At 50.0% G+C, this 16096-nt stretch carries 13 protein-coding genes and 1 pseudogene; all 14 read left to right on the top strand.

What is annotated here, in order from left to right; translation table 11 throughout:
- Positions 1-2 precede the first annotated feature (2 nt).
- Positions 3-1988 (top strand): MacB family efflux pump subunit, encoded by a 1986-nt coding sequence (locus tag CWE06_RS11920; RefSeq protein WP_126794597.1) that lies wholly within the window; start codon positions 3-5, stop codon positions 1986-1988.
- Between the two features lie 132 nt (positions 1989-2120).
- Entirely contained in the window at positions 2121-3200 is a 1080-nt protein-coding gene (pyrC, locus tag CWE06_RS11915; RefSeq protein ID WP_126794595.1) for a dihydroorotase, read from the top strand.
- Positions 3201-3512: 312 nt separating this feature from the next.
- Positions 3513-4532, top strand: coding sequence for a type IV pilus biogenesis protein PilM (locus tag CWE06_RS11910; protein WP_126794593.1), 1020 nt, complete (start codon positions 3513-3515; stop codon positions 4530-4532).
- A complete protein-coding gene (locus CWE06_RS11905) occupies positions 4529-5245 on the top strand; it encodes a PilN domain-containing protein (RefSeq protein ID WP_126794591.1) in 717 nt (238 codons plus the stop codon). Before CWE06_RS11910 ends, CWE06_RS11905 begins: the two co-directional genes overlap by 4 nt.
- 4 nt (positions 5246-5249) lie before the next feature.
- Entirely contained in the window at positions 5250-5915 is a 666-nt protein-coding gene (gspM, locus tag CWE06_RS11900) for a type II secretion system protein GspM (protein ID WP_126794589.1), read from the top strand.
- Entirely contained in the window at positions 5912-6283 is a 372-nt protein-coding gene (locus CWE06_RS11895) for a hypothetical protein (protein WP_126794586.1), read from the top strand. Before gspM ends, CWE06_RS11895 begins: the two co-directional genes overlap by 4 nt.
- Positions 6280-7965 carry a pilus (MSHA type) biogenesis protein MshL gene (mshL, locus tag CWE06_RS11890; protein WP_126794584.1) on the top strand — a complete coding sequence of 562 codons (1686 nt, stop codon included), beginning with the start codon at positions 6280-6282 and terminating at the stop codon, positions 7963-7965. The genes CWE06_RS11895 and mshL overlap by 4 nt, the downstream gene beginning before the upstream one ends.
- Before the next feature lie 9 nt (positions 7966-7974).
- Complete coding sequence (locus CWE06_RS11885; RefSeq protein WP_126794582.1) at positions 7975-8886, top strand: ExeA family protein; 912 nt, start codon at positions 7975-7977, stop codon at positions 8884-8886.
- Entirely contained in the window at positions 8883-10145 is a 1263-nt protein-coding gene (locus CWE06_RS11880) for a tetratricopeptide repeat protein (protein WP_198679099.1), read from the top strand. Before CWE06_RS11885 ends, CWE06_RS11880 begins: the two co-directional genes overlap by 4 nt.
- A complete protein-coding gene (locus tag CWE06_RS11875; protein ID WP_126794576.1) occupies positions 10145-12004 on the top strand; it encodes a GspE/PulE family protein in 1860 nt (619 codons plus the stop codon). The genes CWE06_RS11880 and CWE06_RS11875 overlap by 1 nt, the downstream gene beginning before the upstream one ends.
- Positions 12005-12064: 60 nt before the next feature.
- A complete protein-coding gene (locus CWE06_RS11870) occupies positions 12065-13306 on the top strand; it encodes a type II secretion system F family protein (RefSeq protein WP_126794573.1) in 1242 nt (413 codons plus the stop codon).
- Between the two features lie 227 nt (positions 13307-13533).
- A complete protein-coding gene (locus CWE06_RS11865) occupies positions 13534-14259 on the top strand; it encodes a hypothetical protein (RefSeq protein ID WP_126794570.1) in 726 nt (241 codons plus the stop codon).
- A 50-nt stretch (positions 14260-14309) separates the two neighbouring features.
- Positions 14310-14804, top strand: coding sequence for a prepilin-type N-terminal cleavage/methylation domain-containing protein (locus tag CWE06_RS12615; protein WP_126794567.1), 495 nt, complete (start codon positions 14310-14312; stop codon positions 14802-14804).
- Positions 14805-15579: 775 nt separating this feature from the next.
- Positions 15580-15845, top strand: a pseudogene (locus CWE06_RS11855) (transposase); the annotation flags it as partial.
- Positions 15846-16096: the final 251 nt, after the last annotated feature.

The following is a 16096-nucleotide window of genomic DNA, read 5'->3' as shown; positions in this document are numbered from 1 at the left end:
AAATGGCAAAGCAATTGGAAGCCGCGGCGGCAGCAAAGCATAAACAGAACCAGTCAGAACCTTTGATTCGGATCCGCGGCGTGAAGAAGAGTTATCAAACCGGTGCCATTACGACGCAAGTGTTGCACGGTTTAGATCTTGATATTCACGCCGGTGAATTTGTTGCCATCGTCGGTAGTTCGGGCTCGGGTAAGTCGACCTTAATGAATATTTTAGGTTGCTTAGACAAACCGACCGAAGGCGAGTACTTGTTCCGTGGCCAGAAAGTTGCCGATATGGATCGTGACGAGCTAGCGAAATTGCGTCGCAGTGCATTTGGTTTCGTATTTCAACAGTACAACTTATTGGGTGGTGCAACTGCGCTGGCCAATGCAGAGCTGCCGGCTGGGTATACGTCGATGGGCACCGACGCCCGTCATGACCGCGCCAATGCACTGCTTAAACGTTTGGGGCTAGAAGACCGAACGCACCACAAGCCGAGCGAGCTTTCTGGTGGTCAACAGCAACGGGTATCGATTGCGCGGGCGCTGATGAACGGCGGGGAGATTATTCTTGCCGACGAGCCGACGGGTGCGCTCGACAGCCAAAGTGGGAAAGAAGTGATGGCATTGCTGAAAGAATTGTCAGCAGAAGGCCATACGATCATTTTGATTACTCACGATCATGAAGTTGCCGCCCATGCGGATCGCGTCATTGAGCTCAAAGACGGCGAAATTGTGAAAGATGCTTGGAATCGAGAGCGTTCACCGCAGGTGCAGGCACCGTCCGGTCCTGGTGCGGGTGACCCAAGCCCGATCATGGATGCAGGGCGTGCATTTATTACTGCCTTGACTGCATTGCGCCAAAATATCTTCCGCACCGCGTTAACTTTGCTTGGTATTGTCATCGGCGTTGCAGCGGTTATTTCAATGTTGGCGATTGGTCAAGGTGCACGTCAAGACGTGGTGGACCGCATTAGTGCCATGGGTTCGAATTTGTTGACGGTATTTCCGGGGGCGCCGAACCAGCGTGGTCGCTGGGGTGTGGCCACGTTAATTCCAGAAGACGTTGACGCCATTAATGAATTGCCGTTAGTGCTCGCGGCGGTGCCGGAACTTACCGGTAACCGGACGTTGCGTCGCAGTGGCTTCGACAAAGAAGCGCAAATTAACGCGACCTATCCGGAGTTTCCAATTGCGCGCCAGTGGGAAGTCGAGCGGGGAAGCTTCTTTACCCGTGAAGACGAAGAGCTGTATGCCACGGTCGCGGTCATTGGCCAAACGGTGGCGCGGCAGTTGTTCCCCGACACCGACCCGCTTGGCGAAGTGATGCTGATTAATAACGTGCTGTTCCGAGTTATTGGGGTTATGAGCGAGCGTGGCGCGTCCCCTTGGGGGCAAGACCAGGACGACGTGGTGTTTGTGCCGTTTAGTACCGGTTCATTGCGTTTATTTGGCCAGCGATTCTTGCGCAACGTGACGGTAGCGATTGTTTCCAGCGACGCGGCAGTCATGCAAGAAGCAAATGACCAAGTGCATAGCTTATTGCTTGAGCGGCACGGCGTTGAAGACTTCCAAATCCGCAATATGGCGTCGATTATCGAAACCGCAACTGAAACGCAAAACACCATGACCTTGTTGCTTGGGGTGATTGCGGTGATTTCCCTCGTGGTTGGCGGCATTGGCGTGATGAACATTATGTTGGTCAGCGTGACCGAGCGAACCCGCGAAATTGGTATTCGCATGGCCGTGGGCGCGCGTGGTGGGCAAATCCGCATGCAGTTTCTGATTGAAGCGGTGACGGTTGCCTTACTTGGTGGCCTCATTGGTGTCGCCCTGGGCTTAGGCGTGACTTGGGTAATTGCGAGCTTGGGTAACTCGGTGATGTTTGCAACGACACCGGTGATCTTGGCCTTTGGCTGTGCGTTCTTAACCGGCTTGATTTTCGGTTATGTACCGGCACGCAAAGCAGCGCAATTAGACCCAGTACAAGCGTTAGCAAGTGAATAACAAGCGAGTAAATTGAAGTGACGTAAAAGTCACCTGCAGAAAATTGTTTCTGCGCAAAAAAACTCCTCTGAATTCCTGTTACACTATATACTCAGTATGTCGTAGTAACAGTTTGATCAGGGGAGTTTTTTTATGTCGACTAATTTCGCAGCAGGCAGTTTTCAGGCCACCCATTCACCCTCGTCGATAACCATTACTCGCCCTGATGACTGGCACTTGCATTTACGTGACGGCAACATGCTCGGCATGACAGTGCCGGCAACTGCCCGGACGTTTCATCGCGCGGTGATTATGCCGAATCTTGTGCCACCAGTAACCACAGTGGAGTTAGCGCTTGCTTACCGCGAACGGATTATGGCAGCAGTACCTACAGATATGACGTTCGACCCCCGCATGGCCTTGTATTTAACCCAAGACACGACAGCGGAAACCGTTCGTGCAGCAGCACAAGAGTCGCATGTGATTGGTTTTAAACTGTATCCTGCAGGGGCAACCACCAATTCAGCGGCCGGTGTACGCTCGGTTGCAGATATGGCACCTGTGCTCGAAGTGATGCAAGAAGAAGGCGTGCCTTTGTTAGTGCACGGTGAAGTCACCGAGCCGGAAATTGATATTTTCGACCGTGAAAAAGTATTCATCGACCGCTATTTGCAGCCGATTACGGAAAAATTCCCGCGCTTGAAAGTTGTGCTTGAGCACATTACCACCAAAGACGCGGCGGATTTCGTGGCTGCAGCCCATGACGGTGTCGCTGCGACACTCACGCCCCAACATATTCTAATGAACCGCAACGACTTGTTAGTCGGTGGTGTGCATGTGCACAACTATTGTTTGCCTGTGCTAAAACGTCGCACACACCAAGAAGCGCTGCAAAAAGCCGCCATGAGTGGCAATCCAAAATTCTTCCTTGGCACTGACTCCGCACCGCACGTGCGCGAGAAAAAGGAAACGGCTTGCGGTTGTGCTGGTTGTTTTTCTGCGTTTACCGCCATTGAACTCTATGCCCAAGCGTTTGCAGCAGGCAATGCACTGGACAAACTCGAAGGCTTTGCTAGTCATTTTGGTGCCGATTTCTATGGCATTCCGCGCAATCAAGACACCATTACGCTGCACGCAGAAACTTGGCAAGCACCGACTATTGTTGAGCACGGCGGCGAAACCTGGGTGCCGTATTGGGCGGGGCGGGATATTCATTGGCGCGTGGCGGTGTGATTTTTAAGGGTTGAAGCATTGCTTTCTATGAGTTTTGTCATACTTCACAGAAGCGCTTTAGTCTCTATACTACAGTCAAATTGTGAAAAAAATTCATTGTGAGATCAACGCTATGGCATTCGGGGTCGTAGCTACAATGCGAACGCAATGTTAGCTCAGAATAAAAATAATTGAATTAATGCAATTTGTTCTGGCAAAAAATGTAACAACTTGTACTACACTTTTTATCAGAAGCTAAAATAATTAATCTCGTGTGTGCGTTGAATCAGGGTTGTGATCGTCGAAACGCCACCGGACAAAAGGTAGGACACCATGTCATTGCTCAGCAAATTATCTTTAGGAAAGCGTTCCGACCATGTTTTCGCGCTTGGCGTGGGTGACACGGTGTTAACGCTTGCTGCGCTGGAAGCGTGCAAGGCTGACGAAACCTCAGAGCTGTTGATCAACGACCGCTACTGGAAGCTGGTTGAAAGCGATACCGTTGAAGTCATGGGCGGTAATTTCAGCGAAGCGCTTACCAGTTTGTTGTTGCGGCATAAGCATCTGGGTTTCAAAAAAGCGTCCATTCAAATGGTGCTGAGCTCTGAGCTGGTGTCACAAGTCACGGTTGATCGTCCCGATTTACCTCCGTCCGACATTGCGGCGTCGCTGCAATGGTCGTTACGCGATCTGATCAACATTCCGGCGACCGACATGCTAGTGGACTATTTTGACCCACCAGTTCCGGGCGCTGCAAACCAAATTAACGTAGTGGCAGCCAGTCGTGAGTTCGTCGAGCCGATGGTGCTGATTCTGCACGACTTCGGTTTTAAAATTAAAGGCATTATCCACAGTGATTTAGTTTTCGCGGCGTGGCCAGAAAAGAACAAACGGCTGATGTTGGTTACCCAGTTGCCGCGAGAACGCGCGCAGCTGCACATTATTGCCAATGGCAAATGGTTTATTACCCGTCGCCTGCGTTACACCTTCGACCTGATTAATATGGAGCCCGATGACACTAAGCTGATTGAAAGCTTGGCGCTCGAGCTACAGCGTTTGTTGGACTATTATTCAGGCCCGATGCGCCAAGAGCATTTAAATGAAGTGGAGCTGGTGCTGCATAACCCACGGGCCGACGAGTTGCGTGAAGCCTTGTCACAGCAGCTCGGGGTGCAGGTGAATATGTCGCCTTACCCAGACTGGGCTCGTGAGCACGTGAAACTTGATTACGTGAACTCGCTCGCAATTGCAGGCTTGCAGTGGATGTTGCGAGAAGAAGAGAGCGTCATTGCCGATGGTCCTCGGCAGCCGGCACGGCAAGAACCTACTTTTGCAGGGAAGGCTAGCGCATGAAACATTCAATAAACCTCTACCGCCCCGACCTGATTCCCAAACGTCCCATTTTGGACTTCGAGCGTTTGCTCGTCGCCATTATTATCGTTTGGGTTATTGGTATTGGGATGCGGGTGGTACTAGAAGCACGCGGCTTAGCCTTAAATAACCAAGTGCAAAGTGCGCAAACACAGCTAAACCAGAAGCAGCAAACAATGCAGCAATTAGCTGGGCAAGTCGCACAGTTACAAATTGACCCGGTGTTGGAACGGCGGGTGGAAAACTTACGTACCGAAGTGGCTAAAAGCCGCAGTGTACTGAGTGAGTTCCGTGCTATTGGCGCCATTCAAAGCTTCGACTACGCAGCCATTCTGACGGAACTGGCGACCATACACGAAGACGGTATTTGGTTAACCCAAATCAACGAGCGTAATGGAGTGTTAAGTCTGCAAGGGTATGTGACTGAACCAGCTTTGGTCGCCCGTTGGGTCCAGAAATTTGATGACACAACTAATCTTGGTCAACGCCAGTTTGGTCGTATTCAGATGACCCGCCAAGAAAATGACAGCTTGCAGTTTAGTTTGCAGGGCGTCGATTACACCCACCCAGGTTTCCGCCAGCGCTCGGTGCAACCTGAAAACGATGACAGTGGTGAGCCGACCGTTGAAGCCGTTGAAAACGATGAGACCGCTGCGACCAGCACGTCGCGCCGTTTCTTAGGGCTAGGGGGCTAAAACCATGGCAAGAATTTATTTCAAACAAATTACCAAGAAAGGCCAAAACTGGTTTGGTGAAAAGCCAACCCGCGAGCAATGGATTATCGCCATTTTGGCCATCGGTGGCATTGCTTGGCTCATGTACATTCTGCTGATTGAACCTATGAGTGTGAAGTACGCCGAAAATGAACGCCGCCTGGCACAAATTAATACCACCAGTGCTCAGTATGATCGCGAAATTGCACAATTGCGTGAGCGCTTGAACGTCAACCCAAACCGCGAGCTTGAACAGCAAGAACGTCAGCTAACTATGCAGGCTGAACGGCTGCAACGGGAAATCGACGGTGTGGTGCAATTTAATGACCCAGAAGTGTTAGTGGAGTGGATGCAGCGTATGCTCGAAGGTGCGGGTGGCCGTCGTGGTTCTGGCCTCGTGGCTTTAACTAGCTTTACCGTGCACCCACCGCAACCATTTTTGGAAAACCGCGTGGACGCGCGAGTGTACCGGCACAACGTCGAAGTGACGGTGGAAGGGCGCTATTTCCAAATTCGTGACTATTTGAATACGCTGCAAGAACTGCCTTACGGCGCGTATTGGGAAGGCATTCAATACGATGTTGACCAATATCCGAATGGGCGTGTGACTTTACGTATGTACACTCTGACACAGGAGCGCATGAGACGATGAAAACGCGTAACCCTGTTTTACTTGCACTTGCAGTGGCGAGTTTGACCTTAGCGAATGTAACGCTGGTTGGCGCTGTGCAAGCACAGCAAAGTGAACGCGACCCAACGCGGCCGCCGGCACGTTTTGCAACACCGGCCGCAGAGCAAGGGCAAGCGGCAATTGAATACAAATTAAAAATGGTGACGGTAGTGGGTGGTCGTTACCAAGCGGTAGTAAATGAACATCACGTACGTGTAGGGGATCGTTTGGATGACTGGCGTGTGAGCCGCATTCAGCGTGATCGCGTGATTTTACGGCGGGGCGACGAAGTTCAAGTGCTGTCCGTATTTGGTGAACTGCGGAAAACCGAAGTAAGGGATAACGGATGAAATTACAATATAGCCTAACGGCCTTGGTCACAATGAGCTTACTTGCTGGCTGTGTCACCAAGCCTAACGATCAGCTACTCGCGGAAGCAGAGGAAGCATTACGCACGGGTAACTCAACCGCAAGCTCGGCACCTCCGGGGTTACCGGAAGGCGTGCGGGAAGAGCTGCGACGTCCTGCTAGTGCATTCCAACAAGACCGTCGGTTTGAAGAGCCGCGCTTCTCCATTCAAGCGCGCGATATTCCAGCTGCAGACTTTTTTGCACAAATTACCGATGACTCACCCTACAGTGTGGTGGTGCACCCGGAAATAAACGGCACCATTACCGTGAACTTACGCAACGTGACCATGCAAGAAGCGCTGGACGTAGTGCAAGACATTTATGGCTATGACATTCGCCGTGACTCCGGCATTTACCGCGTGTTTCCAGCGGGTATGCGCACCGAAACGATTACCTTGAACTACTTGGCGCTCAGCCGGATGGGGATGTCGAATACGATGATTTCCTCTGGTGGTGTGTCGGAGTATGGTAATAACAACAACCAAACCGGTGGCGGATTTGGTAATCAAGGCATGGGTGGTGGCTTCGGAGGCGGCGGCTTTGGTGGAGGCTTTGGTGGCTTCCCCGGACAAGGTGGTTTTCCTGGCCAAGGCGGTATGATGGGTCGTCAGGGCCAAAGTGGTTCGATGATCTCCACCAACAGCGAAACTGATTTTTGGAAAGACCTCGAAGACGCCTTACGCGGCGTGGTCGGTGACGGCGCCGGCCGTCGGGTCGTGGTGTCACCACAAGCTGGTTTAGCGACCATTCATGCCTATCCACATGAAATTCGTTCGGCGCGCGACTTTTTAAGCTCAGCAGAACGTAGCCTACAACGGCAAGTGGTACTGGAAGCGCGCATTGTCGAAGTCAGCTTGAGCGAAGGCTATCAACAGGGTATTGACTGGAGCCGGATATCTTCTGGCTTAGGTAGCGGGGTTGCGGAGTTTAGTTTTGGTGGCCAAAGCCTTGATACCAGCACCCTTGGCGGGATTGTTGGTATCCAATATCAAACCGGCAACTTCTCCGGCATGTTAGAAATGCTCTCAACCCAAGGCCAAGTGCAAGTGCTCTCGAACCCGCGGGTAACGGCTTTAAACAACCAAAAAGCGGTAATTAAAATTGGTGAAGACGAGTACTTTGTAACGGACGTGTCGACAACGACTATTACGGGTACAGCGACCACCACGACACCAAACATCCAGTTAACCCCGTTCTTCTCGGGTATTGCCCTCGACGTGACCCCGCAAATTGGTGACGACGGTGTGATTACCTTACACATTCGACCGTCTGTAATTGAAACCGAAGAACAAGAAAAGCGTATTACCTTGAATCGCGAAACCCTGGTGTTGCCATTAGCGCGCAGTAATATTCGCGAAACCGACACCATAATTCGAGCTCGCGACGGCGAAGTAGTGGTAATTGGTGGTTTAATGCAAACCGCTTACACCGACCAAACTTCGCAGGTGCCGGTACTCGGTAGTATTCCTGTGTTAGGTGAGCTGTTCAAAAACCGTCGTCAGCGAGAAACCAAGAAAGAATTGGTGATTATGCTGCGGCCGACCATTGTTGGCGTTGACACCTGGGACACCGAGCTAGAGCATTCACGCGAATTGTTGCGTCGCTGGTACGAAAGCCAGTAAGGAAGTTGCATGTATTTGTACCACTTCGGATTTTCGGAGTTACCGTTTACGCTAACTCCGAACACCGGATTTTATTGCGGACTGCAAGTGCACGAAGAGGCATTGCAAGTCTTAACAACAGCATTAAAAACTGGCGAAGGGTTCATTAAAGTCACCGGTGAAGTTGGAACCGGGAAAACCTTGTTGTGCCGTAAGCTGTTAAACGAAGTGTCGAAACACTTTGTGACGGCTTACGTGCCAAACCCGTTTTTAACACCCCATGAATTGCGGTTAGCCATTGCTGCTGAGTTGGGGGTCGAGTTTTCCAAAGACACCGACACCCATCAACTGGTTCGCCACATAGAACAGCGGCTATTAGAAATTAACAAGAATGGCCAGTCGGTTGTGCTGATTATCGACGAAGCCCAAGCTCTGCCAACCGAAAGTTTAGAAGCGTTGCGGTTGTTTTCAAATTTAGAAACCGAAACCCGTAAGTTGGTGCAATTGGTGTTGTTTGGTCAGCCGGAGCTCGACGAGCGTTTTGCCCAGCGCGAACTGCGACAGTTCCGCCAGCGTATCGGCTTTTCGTACAAGCTAAAAACGTTGACCGAAGCCGAGCTTAAACGCTACGTGCACCACCGCATGAGTTGCGCCGGTTACAAAGGTGCCAGTGTCTTTTCCGACAAGGTGATTCACTGGATATTCCGCGGCAGCCAAGGGGTACCGCGGGTTGCCAATATTTTATGCCATAAGTCACTGATGTTGGCTTATGGCAATGGTCGTCACGAAGTCACCATCGCCGACGTGAAAGCTGCGATAGCGGACACCGAAGGTGCAGTGATGCCGAAACAACAAGACTGGATGTGGTTTGGTTTTGGCTTTGTGATCATGGTGACGATTGTCGTCGCGATTGCGTACAGCATGGGATGGATAACACGATGAGCATTATTAACAAAATGCTACGCGACATTGATAATCGCGAGAACAAACAGGAAGTGCCGAGCGAGCGTCCGTCGGATGTGTATTTGCCGAAACCGGCACAAGACCGTCGTGCGACCTTTGTGCTTGCCGGTGGCGCCGTAGCGGTATTGGTTCTACTTGGCTTGTGGTGGAGCTCGAGCATGGACGACCCAGCTGGCATGTCACCGGCTCAGGTTGCCGTGGCGTCTGAGCAAGTGAGCCAGAGCTCAAATACAAACACGAGCGCGGTTGTTGCCGATGCTAACGGTGATGCTAGCGGCGATGCTAACGGGGATGAAGCCGACGTAAGCGCAGCGAGTTCTGTTAGCGACGAGGAATTGGTTGTTGCTCAAGCATCAGGGCAAAGCTCTGAGCAACCTGCTGAGCAAACTACTCAGGAAGCTGCACAGCCTGCCTCACCACCATTCTCACAACAAGTGACACAGACAACACAAGCGACGGATGCGGCATCGTCACCAACGACTGCTCAAGTCGAGTCTGCTCAAGTAACGTCTGCGCCTGCGACACCTGTTACGCCAGCGCCTGTCGCGCAGACACGAGAAACCCAAACGGCCGCGACCCAGCCATCACGGGCAGCAACAACACAAGCAACTCAAGCAACGCAATCAACAGCAAGCCCAGAAATGCGGGTGTCGCGCTCAAGCAATGGTGCTGACAGTGCCGAAGCAGCTTACCGCGAAGGTATGCGCTTGTTGCGGGCCGGCAATCAACCGGCAGCGCTGCAACAGTTCCGCACGGCCGTTGAGCGTGACCATATGCACCACGAAGCACGCCTTGAGCTTGTGGTACTCTTGTTCTCGCGCGGTGTCGTGGAAGAGTCATTAGAATTGCTCAATGCAGGCGTAATCCTTGCACCACATTTTAACGAATTCCGTTTAGTTGAAGCTCGAATTTTGCAACGGATTGGTCAGCCGGACGCGGCACTTGAGGTGTTAAATGGCACCAGCGCCGTATTGCCGACCGATGCGGATATCTTCATTATGCGCGCCGCATTAGCAACCGAACTCGGTTATTACGGTGTGGCCGTACACAGTTATCAGCAATTGGTTAGCTGGCGGCCGGACTCAGGTGCTTGGTGGCTCGGGCTAGGTTATGCGCTGGAACTGCGTGGCGACAAACGCGATGCCAGCGAGGCTTATCAGCGCGCTTTGCGTGACTCGCGCTTAGGTGCAGACTCACGCCGATTTGTTATGAACCGATTAGAGGTAATAGGTAGTTAATGGTACATCGTCCCCGACTAAAAATGCGCTTGGGTGATTTGCTCGTTCATGAACGAGTGATTACCCAAGAACAACTTACCGAGGCCCTTGCCGAGCAACGCCAGAGTGGCCGTAAGCTCGGCAATATCTTGATCGAACAGGGCTACGTGAAAGAAACCCAAATGTTGGCATTTTTGTCGCAGCAGCTCGGCCTTCGCTTAGTCAACTTGACCAAGATTCGCGACGCCGAGAAATTCGCCAAATACATACCCGAAGTGCAAGCACGCCGACACCGAGCATTAGCGATTGACGCCGACGATGACCAAGTTGTGGTGGCCATGAGTGACCCGGCGGACTTAAATGCCGTGGACGCAATTATTTCATTGATCGCACCCAAAGACGTGGATATTGTGCTCGCCTCAGAGCGTCAGCTGTATGACGCATTTGATAGCGTCTACCGCCGTACCGCTGAAATTGAACAATATGCCAGCCAGCTCGAAGAAGAAGCGGGCGATGAAAGCGACTTTGGTCTCGGCAACTTAATCGACGCCAGTGACGATGAAGTTACCGTAGCACGATTATTAAAGTCGATTTTCCTAGATGCAATTCAAGTTCGCGCTTCTGACATTCACTTAGAGCCCGATGAAAAATGCTTACGGATTCGCTTGCGGGTCGACGGCCAGCTACAAGAAACTATTTTGGAAGAACGCAGTATCGCCGCCGGTTTGGTGTTGCGTTTAGAACTGATGTCGAGTTTAGATATTTCTGAGAAACGCTTGCCGCAAGACGGCCGTTTTGAAATGAAAGTGCGCGACCACCACCTCGATGTGCGTTTGTCGACCTTGCCAACCGCATGGGGCGAAGCGTGCGTTATGCGTTTACTCGACAAGTCGCAAGGCTTGTTGTCGCTCGAAAAAACCGGTATGCCACCAGAACTGGTGAAAAAGGTGCGTTACCACATGACCCGCCCGTACGGGATGATTTTGGTGACCGGCCCAACTGGTTCGGGTAAAACCACCACCTTGTACGGTGTGCTCAGTGAACTAAACGATCCGAAAAAGAAAATTATTACCGTAGAAGACCCAGTGGAATATCGCATGCCGCGTATTTCTCAGGTGCAGATTCACGCCAAAATTGGCCTGACCTTCGCACGGGTACTGCGTACAACCTTACGGCAAGACCCGGACATTATCATGGTCGGTGAGATGCGTGACCAAGAAACCGTCGAAATTGGTTTGCGTGGTGCAATTACCGGTCACTTGGTCTTATCGACCTTGCACACCAATGACGCCATTACCTCAGCCATGCGCTTAATTGACATGGGTGCAGCGCCTTACCTAGTTGCCAGCGCCTTAAAAGCGGTACTCGCGCAGCGACTAGTACGCCGTATATGCGACAACTGCAAAGCCGACGAAGCACCGGACGAAGCACAGCGCACGTTATTGCGCGCGGTGTTTAAAGAGTCTCAGTCGGGTAAAACTTACAAAAAAGGTCGAGGCTGTAACGCCTGCAACATGACCGGGTATCGCGGCCGAGTCGGTGTGTTCGAACTGTTAGAAATTGACGAACCTATGATGGCTGCGTTACGAGAGTCGGACACGCAAAAATTCGCCCAAGCGGCAATGAACAGCAAGGGCTTTAAAACTCTAGCTCAAGTTGGCTACGACTACGCCAAGCAAGGTATTACCAGTATTGAAGAAGTGTTGTCGCTAGTCGCCGGTGTGCCGGACTATGATGAAGCCGATGCCGAGGCCAAAGACATGAGTGAAGAAGCATTAGACAAAGCGGCTGAAGCGCTGGTGCAGTCAGAATTAGCGGGAAAAAACAAAGAACAAACACCGAAGTCGATTTCAGCACTCATTGACGACTCGGATTTATAAGCAGCTGTTAAGCCCTGATCGCAGATTAACAAAAGCACAGACTGATGAGAGTAAATCGCCATGCCACAATTTAAATACAAAGGACGCGACAAAGAAGGGAAACCGCTTTCGGGCACCCAGTCTGCCGTGAATGAGCGGGCGATTGCGACAGCCTTGTTGGCGCAGGGCATTACGCCGTTGCAAATTGTTGAGCTTGGCGATCAAGAAGAAACTGCCGAAAAGAAAAGTGGTGCGCTCGACATCGACTTGCGAGAACTGCTCAGCCGCTCAGTACCGCTGACCGATGTCATTATGTTCATTCGCCAGATGTACTCCCTGACCAAAGCAGGCGTCCCTATGATTAGGGCTATTGAAGGCTTAGCAGATAACGCCACAAACCGTCGTTTGGGTAAAGCTTTGCACGACGTCGCCCAGCAGTTAGAGCGGGGGCGTACTTTGTCATCGGCCATGGCCGACCATCCAAACTGCTTTCCGAAATTATTAATTGCCGTTGTGCATGTTGGTGAAAACACCGGTCGACTTGACGAGTCGTTTTTACAAGTGGGGCAATATTTAGAGCGCGAATTAGAAACACGTAAACGAATTAAAGCAGCTACGCGTTACCCAATATTTGTCATTTTCTTTTTAGTTGCCGCCATGGCTATTTTGAATATTTTTGTTATTCCGCAGTTCGCCAGTATGTTTAGTCGGGCAGGCGTCGAGCTACCTGGAGTCACGTTATTTCTATTAGCAACATCGAACTTTTTCGTGAATTATTGGTGGGTGATGATCGTGCTGGCGGCTATTACCGTCGCGATTGTTTTCCGAATATTACAAATACCGAAATTCAGGGAAGCTTGGGATCGTAGAAAACTCAAACTCCCGCTAATTGGCAGTGTTATTGAGCGCTCGATGCTCAGTCAGTTTGCCCGCAGTTTCTCGGTTATGCTTGACGCCGGTGTGCCACTGACGCAGTCACTTGGACTAGTTTCCGAAACAATAGACAATGCCTACATGAGCCGCCGTGTGCGAGAAATGCGCCGCGGTATCGAACGCGGCGAGTCGCTTACCCGGGTAAGTCGAGCTAGCGACTTATTTACTCCACTAGTTCTGCAAATGATCATGGTTGGTGAAGAAACCGGAAGCTTAGACCAGCTTCTTGCAGAAGCTGGTGATTATTACGAGCGGGAAGTCGATTATGACTTAAAAAACCTGACGACCTGGATAGAGCCGATATTAATTTCAGGTGTAGCAGCCATGGTATTAGTACTCGCGTTGGGTATTTTCTTGCCGATGTGGGACATGATGGGGCTTTACAGCTAATCAGCCGTTTAGAATGACAATGATGAATTATGACTTTAATCAACTAACTTAATTAAAAGTTAATAAACCAGGTTGTAAACTTGTGAAGAATTTGGGGTTCAACTAAATTTAATTTATATGATGTATGTCATACAGAAGTCAGTGAATAGTTTGCTAGACTATTGTTAATAAAGAATACAACAGCACCCATAAATTAGTGATAGATAACAAAAAAGAAGCGAGTGCACATGAAGGAGCTCAAGCCGAAGTCAAGAAGACAGGTGCAAGGAGCAGGTGGATTCAATACCGTTATCGCATTAATTGTTGTGGGAATGTTAATGGTGATATTAAGTCACCGCTTTTTACCCATTGTTGAGCGGGTTGAGCAAGAAAGCTTGGAGCAAGTAGCCATGCAATTGCAGCAGCTCGCAAATCAAGCAAACTTAGCTTGGCAGGCAAGGTCACACAGGGACAGTAATCGACTGGTGTTAAGCGAGCGGCGTGGCCTAGTACGAACGAATCAAGGAGCTTCAGAAGAAGCTCAAACAGGAAAGCAGGAAACGTGGTTTTTGGTCATTGATAGGGACACAGGTTATCCGGTTAGTGCCGGAACCGTTACTAGCCCATCTGACCACGCACGGATCGAAAATCAAGTTTTTAAAAGTAATGAAACTGCTCGCACGATGCAAGTAGAAGACTGCAAAAAGCTTTTATTAGCAACGCTTCGGTTCTCGAACGAAGCAGCAGTTAGCACCAATTTCGCGGAAAGAGAGAACTCAAGGTTCTTTGTTACTGTGAAAGAAAACGGCACCACTAAAATCTGTGTGTTTTATCAGACCTCAACAATACAGAGTCTGCTGGAACCGCCAGAGGGTGACGATTATCGAGAGGTTGGCAACAATTTCGCCTACGACCCGGTAACGGGCACCGTAGACGTTAATCTCAACCGGAGTTTAACAACAACTGGTCTCTGACGGCAGTAACTCTGCCAAGGAATGCAAAAACAGCAATTGAGGGTCAAATTATGACTAAGCAACGTGGTTTTACATTAATCGAATTGATCATCGTGATCATTATTTTGGGTATCTTGGCGGTTACTGCAGCGCCACGGTTCTTTAACTTTGCGGGTGATGCTCGTGAAGCATCATTGCGAGGACTTGAAGGAAGCTTGAATAGTGCCGCAGCGTTAGTTTACGGTCGTTCAGTGATTCGCGGCGTAGATACTGAGGCGACTGGGACACTCCCAGCATCTGGTAATGATCCAGCTATCCCTCTTCGGTTTGGGTATCCTGACGAGGACGGCATCATTTTAGCTCTAAACTTAAGTAATGAATGGGGTTCTGAAGCTGTAGGAGAAGACGGGAATTCTGTAGTATACTTTTTTCAACGAGCAGACATAAACCAAGCTTCGCCAACAGATGGAACGGCAGACAGTAACGTTGATTGCTCTGTTCGGTATCAAGTATCTCAAGCTGTGGGAGAACCTCCTGTTGTTGAAGTAAATGCAACTGGATGCTAAGCCTTTAGTTTTAGCGACTTGAGTACTGTGATCAGTTATACACTCTAATGAAGTTGTATCTATACCAGTCAATTCCGAAATAGAAGGGGTTGACTGGTATTTTTATAATATCCGTCACGCTAACTAGTCTTTCTCAGTAATATTTTGAATCTGTAGTTGCAACGGTATAGTTAATTGAGCTACATTGTCAGAGGTGTTACCACCAACTCGAAGGCAATTAGGCGGCAACATGATCAGAATACCGAAGCCTAATTTTAGCCTTAAATTTCGACTTAAAGCTGCACAGCTGGAAGCTGACCAAAATTACAAATTTCGATAAGCCGCAGAATGCATTAACGTCGGTTGTCTCACCATGTATAAATGGATTCGTCAGTTTTGAAAGGTGCACGACGTAGAGAGTCCTAACGCGACACCGATGACACTTGAGCAGTTGAAGATACTTAGGTGTATTATAAACCACATTTATAAAGTCTTAGTTTAGAAGCACAGGCAACTATCAAGTTGAACCAACAGGATGGTTGCAATATGAGTCGAGTACAACTTACCCGAGAATAATGGCCCGATCTGAGTGGGGAGTTTGCACAAAGCGGCCTCAGCCTAAAAACTTTTGTTAGCCAACGAGGCTCCAATCCAGCCTATTTTAGTCAACGACGATTGCAGGCACAGCGTTAGGTCGAAGAAGTCAACATAGGCTTTGTATTGGGTGTGTCCACTTCCCCTAAACTGAGACAGATTTAATTGGAGTTTTCTGCGATAGTAATAGCAGGAGGCGACTATGAAAAAATCACGATTCTCAGAAACGCAGATCATCGCAATCCTGAAAGAAGCCGATGCCGGCATGAAGGTTGAAGATTTAGTTGCCCCCGCAAGCACGGTATCAGCAACGCCACCTATTACAACTGGAAATCCAAGTATGGTGGTATGGAAGCGTCAGATATCAAGCGTATTAAAGAGCTCGAGGAAGAAAACGCGAAGCTGAAAAAGCTGTTCGCCGACGTTAGCCTTGAGAACCATGCGATGAAGGAGCTCTTTGCAAAAAAGGGCTGGTGACAGCAGACAAAAAGCTTGCGCTAAAATTTTGGTTGACGAAGAACGAACCCATGAAAGTCTTGGCAATTTACCGCCAGCGGCTTACCGGGAAAAACTGGAAAACTCTAGTTTAGAAGTAAGCGTAACGCCAACCACACCTATTCAGCCATAGTCTGAAGCCATAGGCTATCACCAATTTTAATTAACAAGGTGGTGGCATCATGAGTCAAACACATCGAACCCGCGAGCAATGGCTAGAGCTG

This window comes from Aliidiomarina haloalkalitolerans (genome assembly GCF_003987315.1).
In the GTDB taxonomy this organism is placed as follows: domain Bacteria; phylum Pseudomonadota; class Gammaproteobacteria; order Enterobacterales; family Alteromonadaceae; genus Aliidiomarina; species Aliidiomarina haloalkalitolerans.
Note: the sequence above shows the minus strand (reverse complement) of the source record. Positions and strands in the feature narration are given on the sequence as shown.

Coding starts and splice junctions, on each gene's coding strand:
- CWE06_RS11920 (WP_126794597.1), top strand. CDS start 3: ATGGCAAAGCAATTGGAAGCCGCGGCGGCAGCAAAGCATAAACAGAAC.
- pyrC (WP_126794595.1), top strand. CDS start 2,121: ATGTCGACTAATTTCGCAGCAGGCAGTTTTCAGGCCACCCATTCACCC.
- CWE06_RS11910 (WP_126794593.1), top strand. CDS start 3,513: ATGTCATTGCTCAGCAAATTATCTTTAGGAAAGCGTTCCGACCATGTT.
- CWE06_RS11905 (WP_126794591.1), top strand. CDS start 4,529: ATGAAACATTCAATAAACCTCTACCGCCCCGACCTGATTCCCAAACGT.
- gspM (WP_126794589.1), top strand. CDS start 5,250: ATGGCAAGAATTTATTTCAAACAAATTACCAAGAAAGGCCAAAACTGG.
- CWE06_RS11895 (WP_126794586.1), top strand. CDS start 5,912: ATGAAAACGCGTAACCCTGTTTTACTTGCACTTGCAGTGGCGAGTTTG.
- mshL (WP_126794584.1), top strand. CDS start 6,280: ATGAAATTACAATATAGCCTAACGGCCTTGGTCACAATGAGCTTACTT.
- CWE06_RS11885 (WP_126794582.1), top strand. CDS start 7,975: ATGTATTTGTACCACTTCGGATTTTCGGAGTTACCGTTTACGCTAACT.
- CWE06_RS11880 (WP_198679099.1), top strand. CDS start 8,883: ATGAGCATTATTAACAAAATGCTACGCGACATTGATAATCGCGAGAAC.
- CWE06_RS11875 (WP_126794576.1), top strand. CDS start 10,145: ATGGTACATCGTCCCCGACTAAAAATGCGCTTGGGTGATTTGCTCGTT.
- CWE06_RS11870 (WP_126794573.1), top strand. CDS start 12,065: ATGCCACAATTTAAATACAAAGGACGCGACAAAGAAGGGAAACCGCTT.
- CWE06_RS11865 (WP_126794570.1), top strand. CDS start 13,534: ATGAAGGAGCTCAAGCCGAAGTCAAGAAGACAGGTGCAAGGAGCAGGT.
- CWE06_RS12615 (WP_126794567.1), top strand. CDS start 14,310: ATGACTAAGCAACGTGGTTTTACATTAATCGAATTGATCATCGTGATC.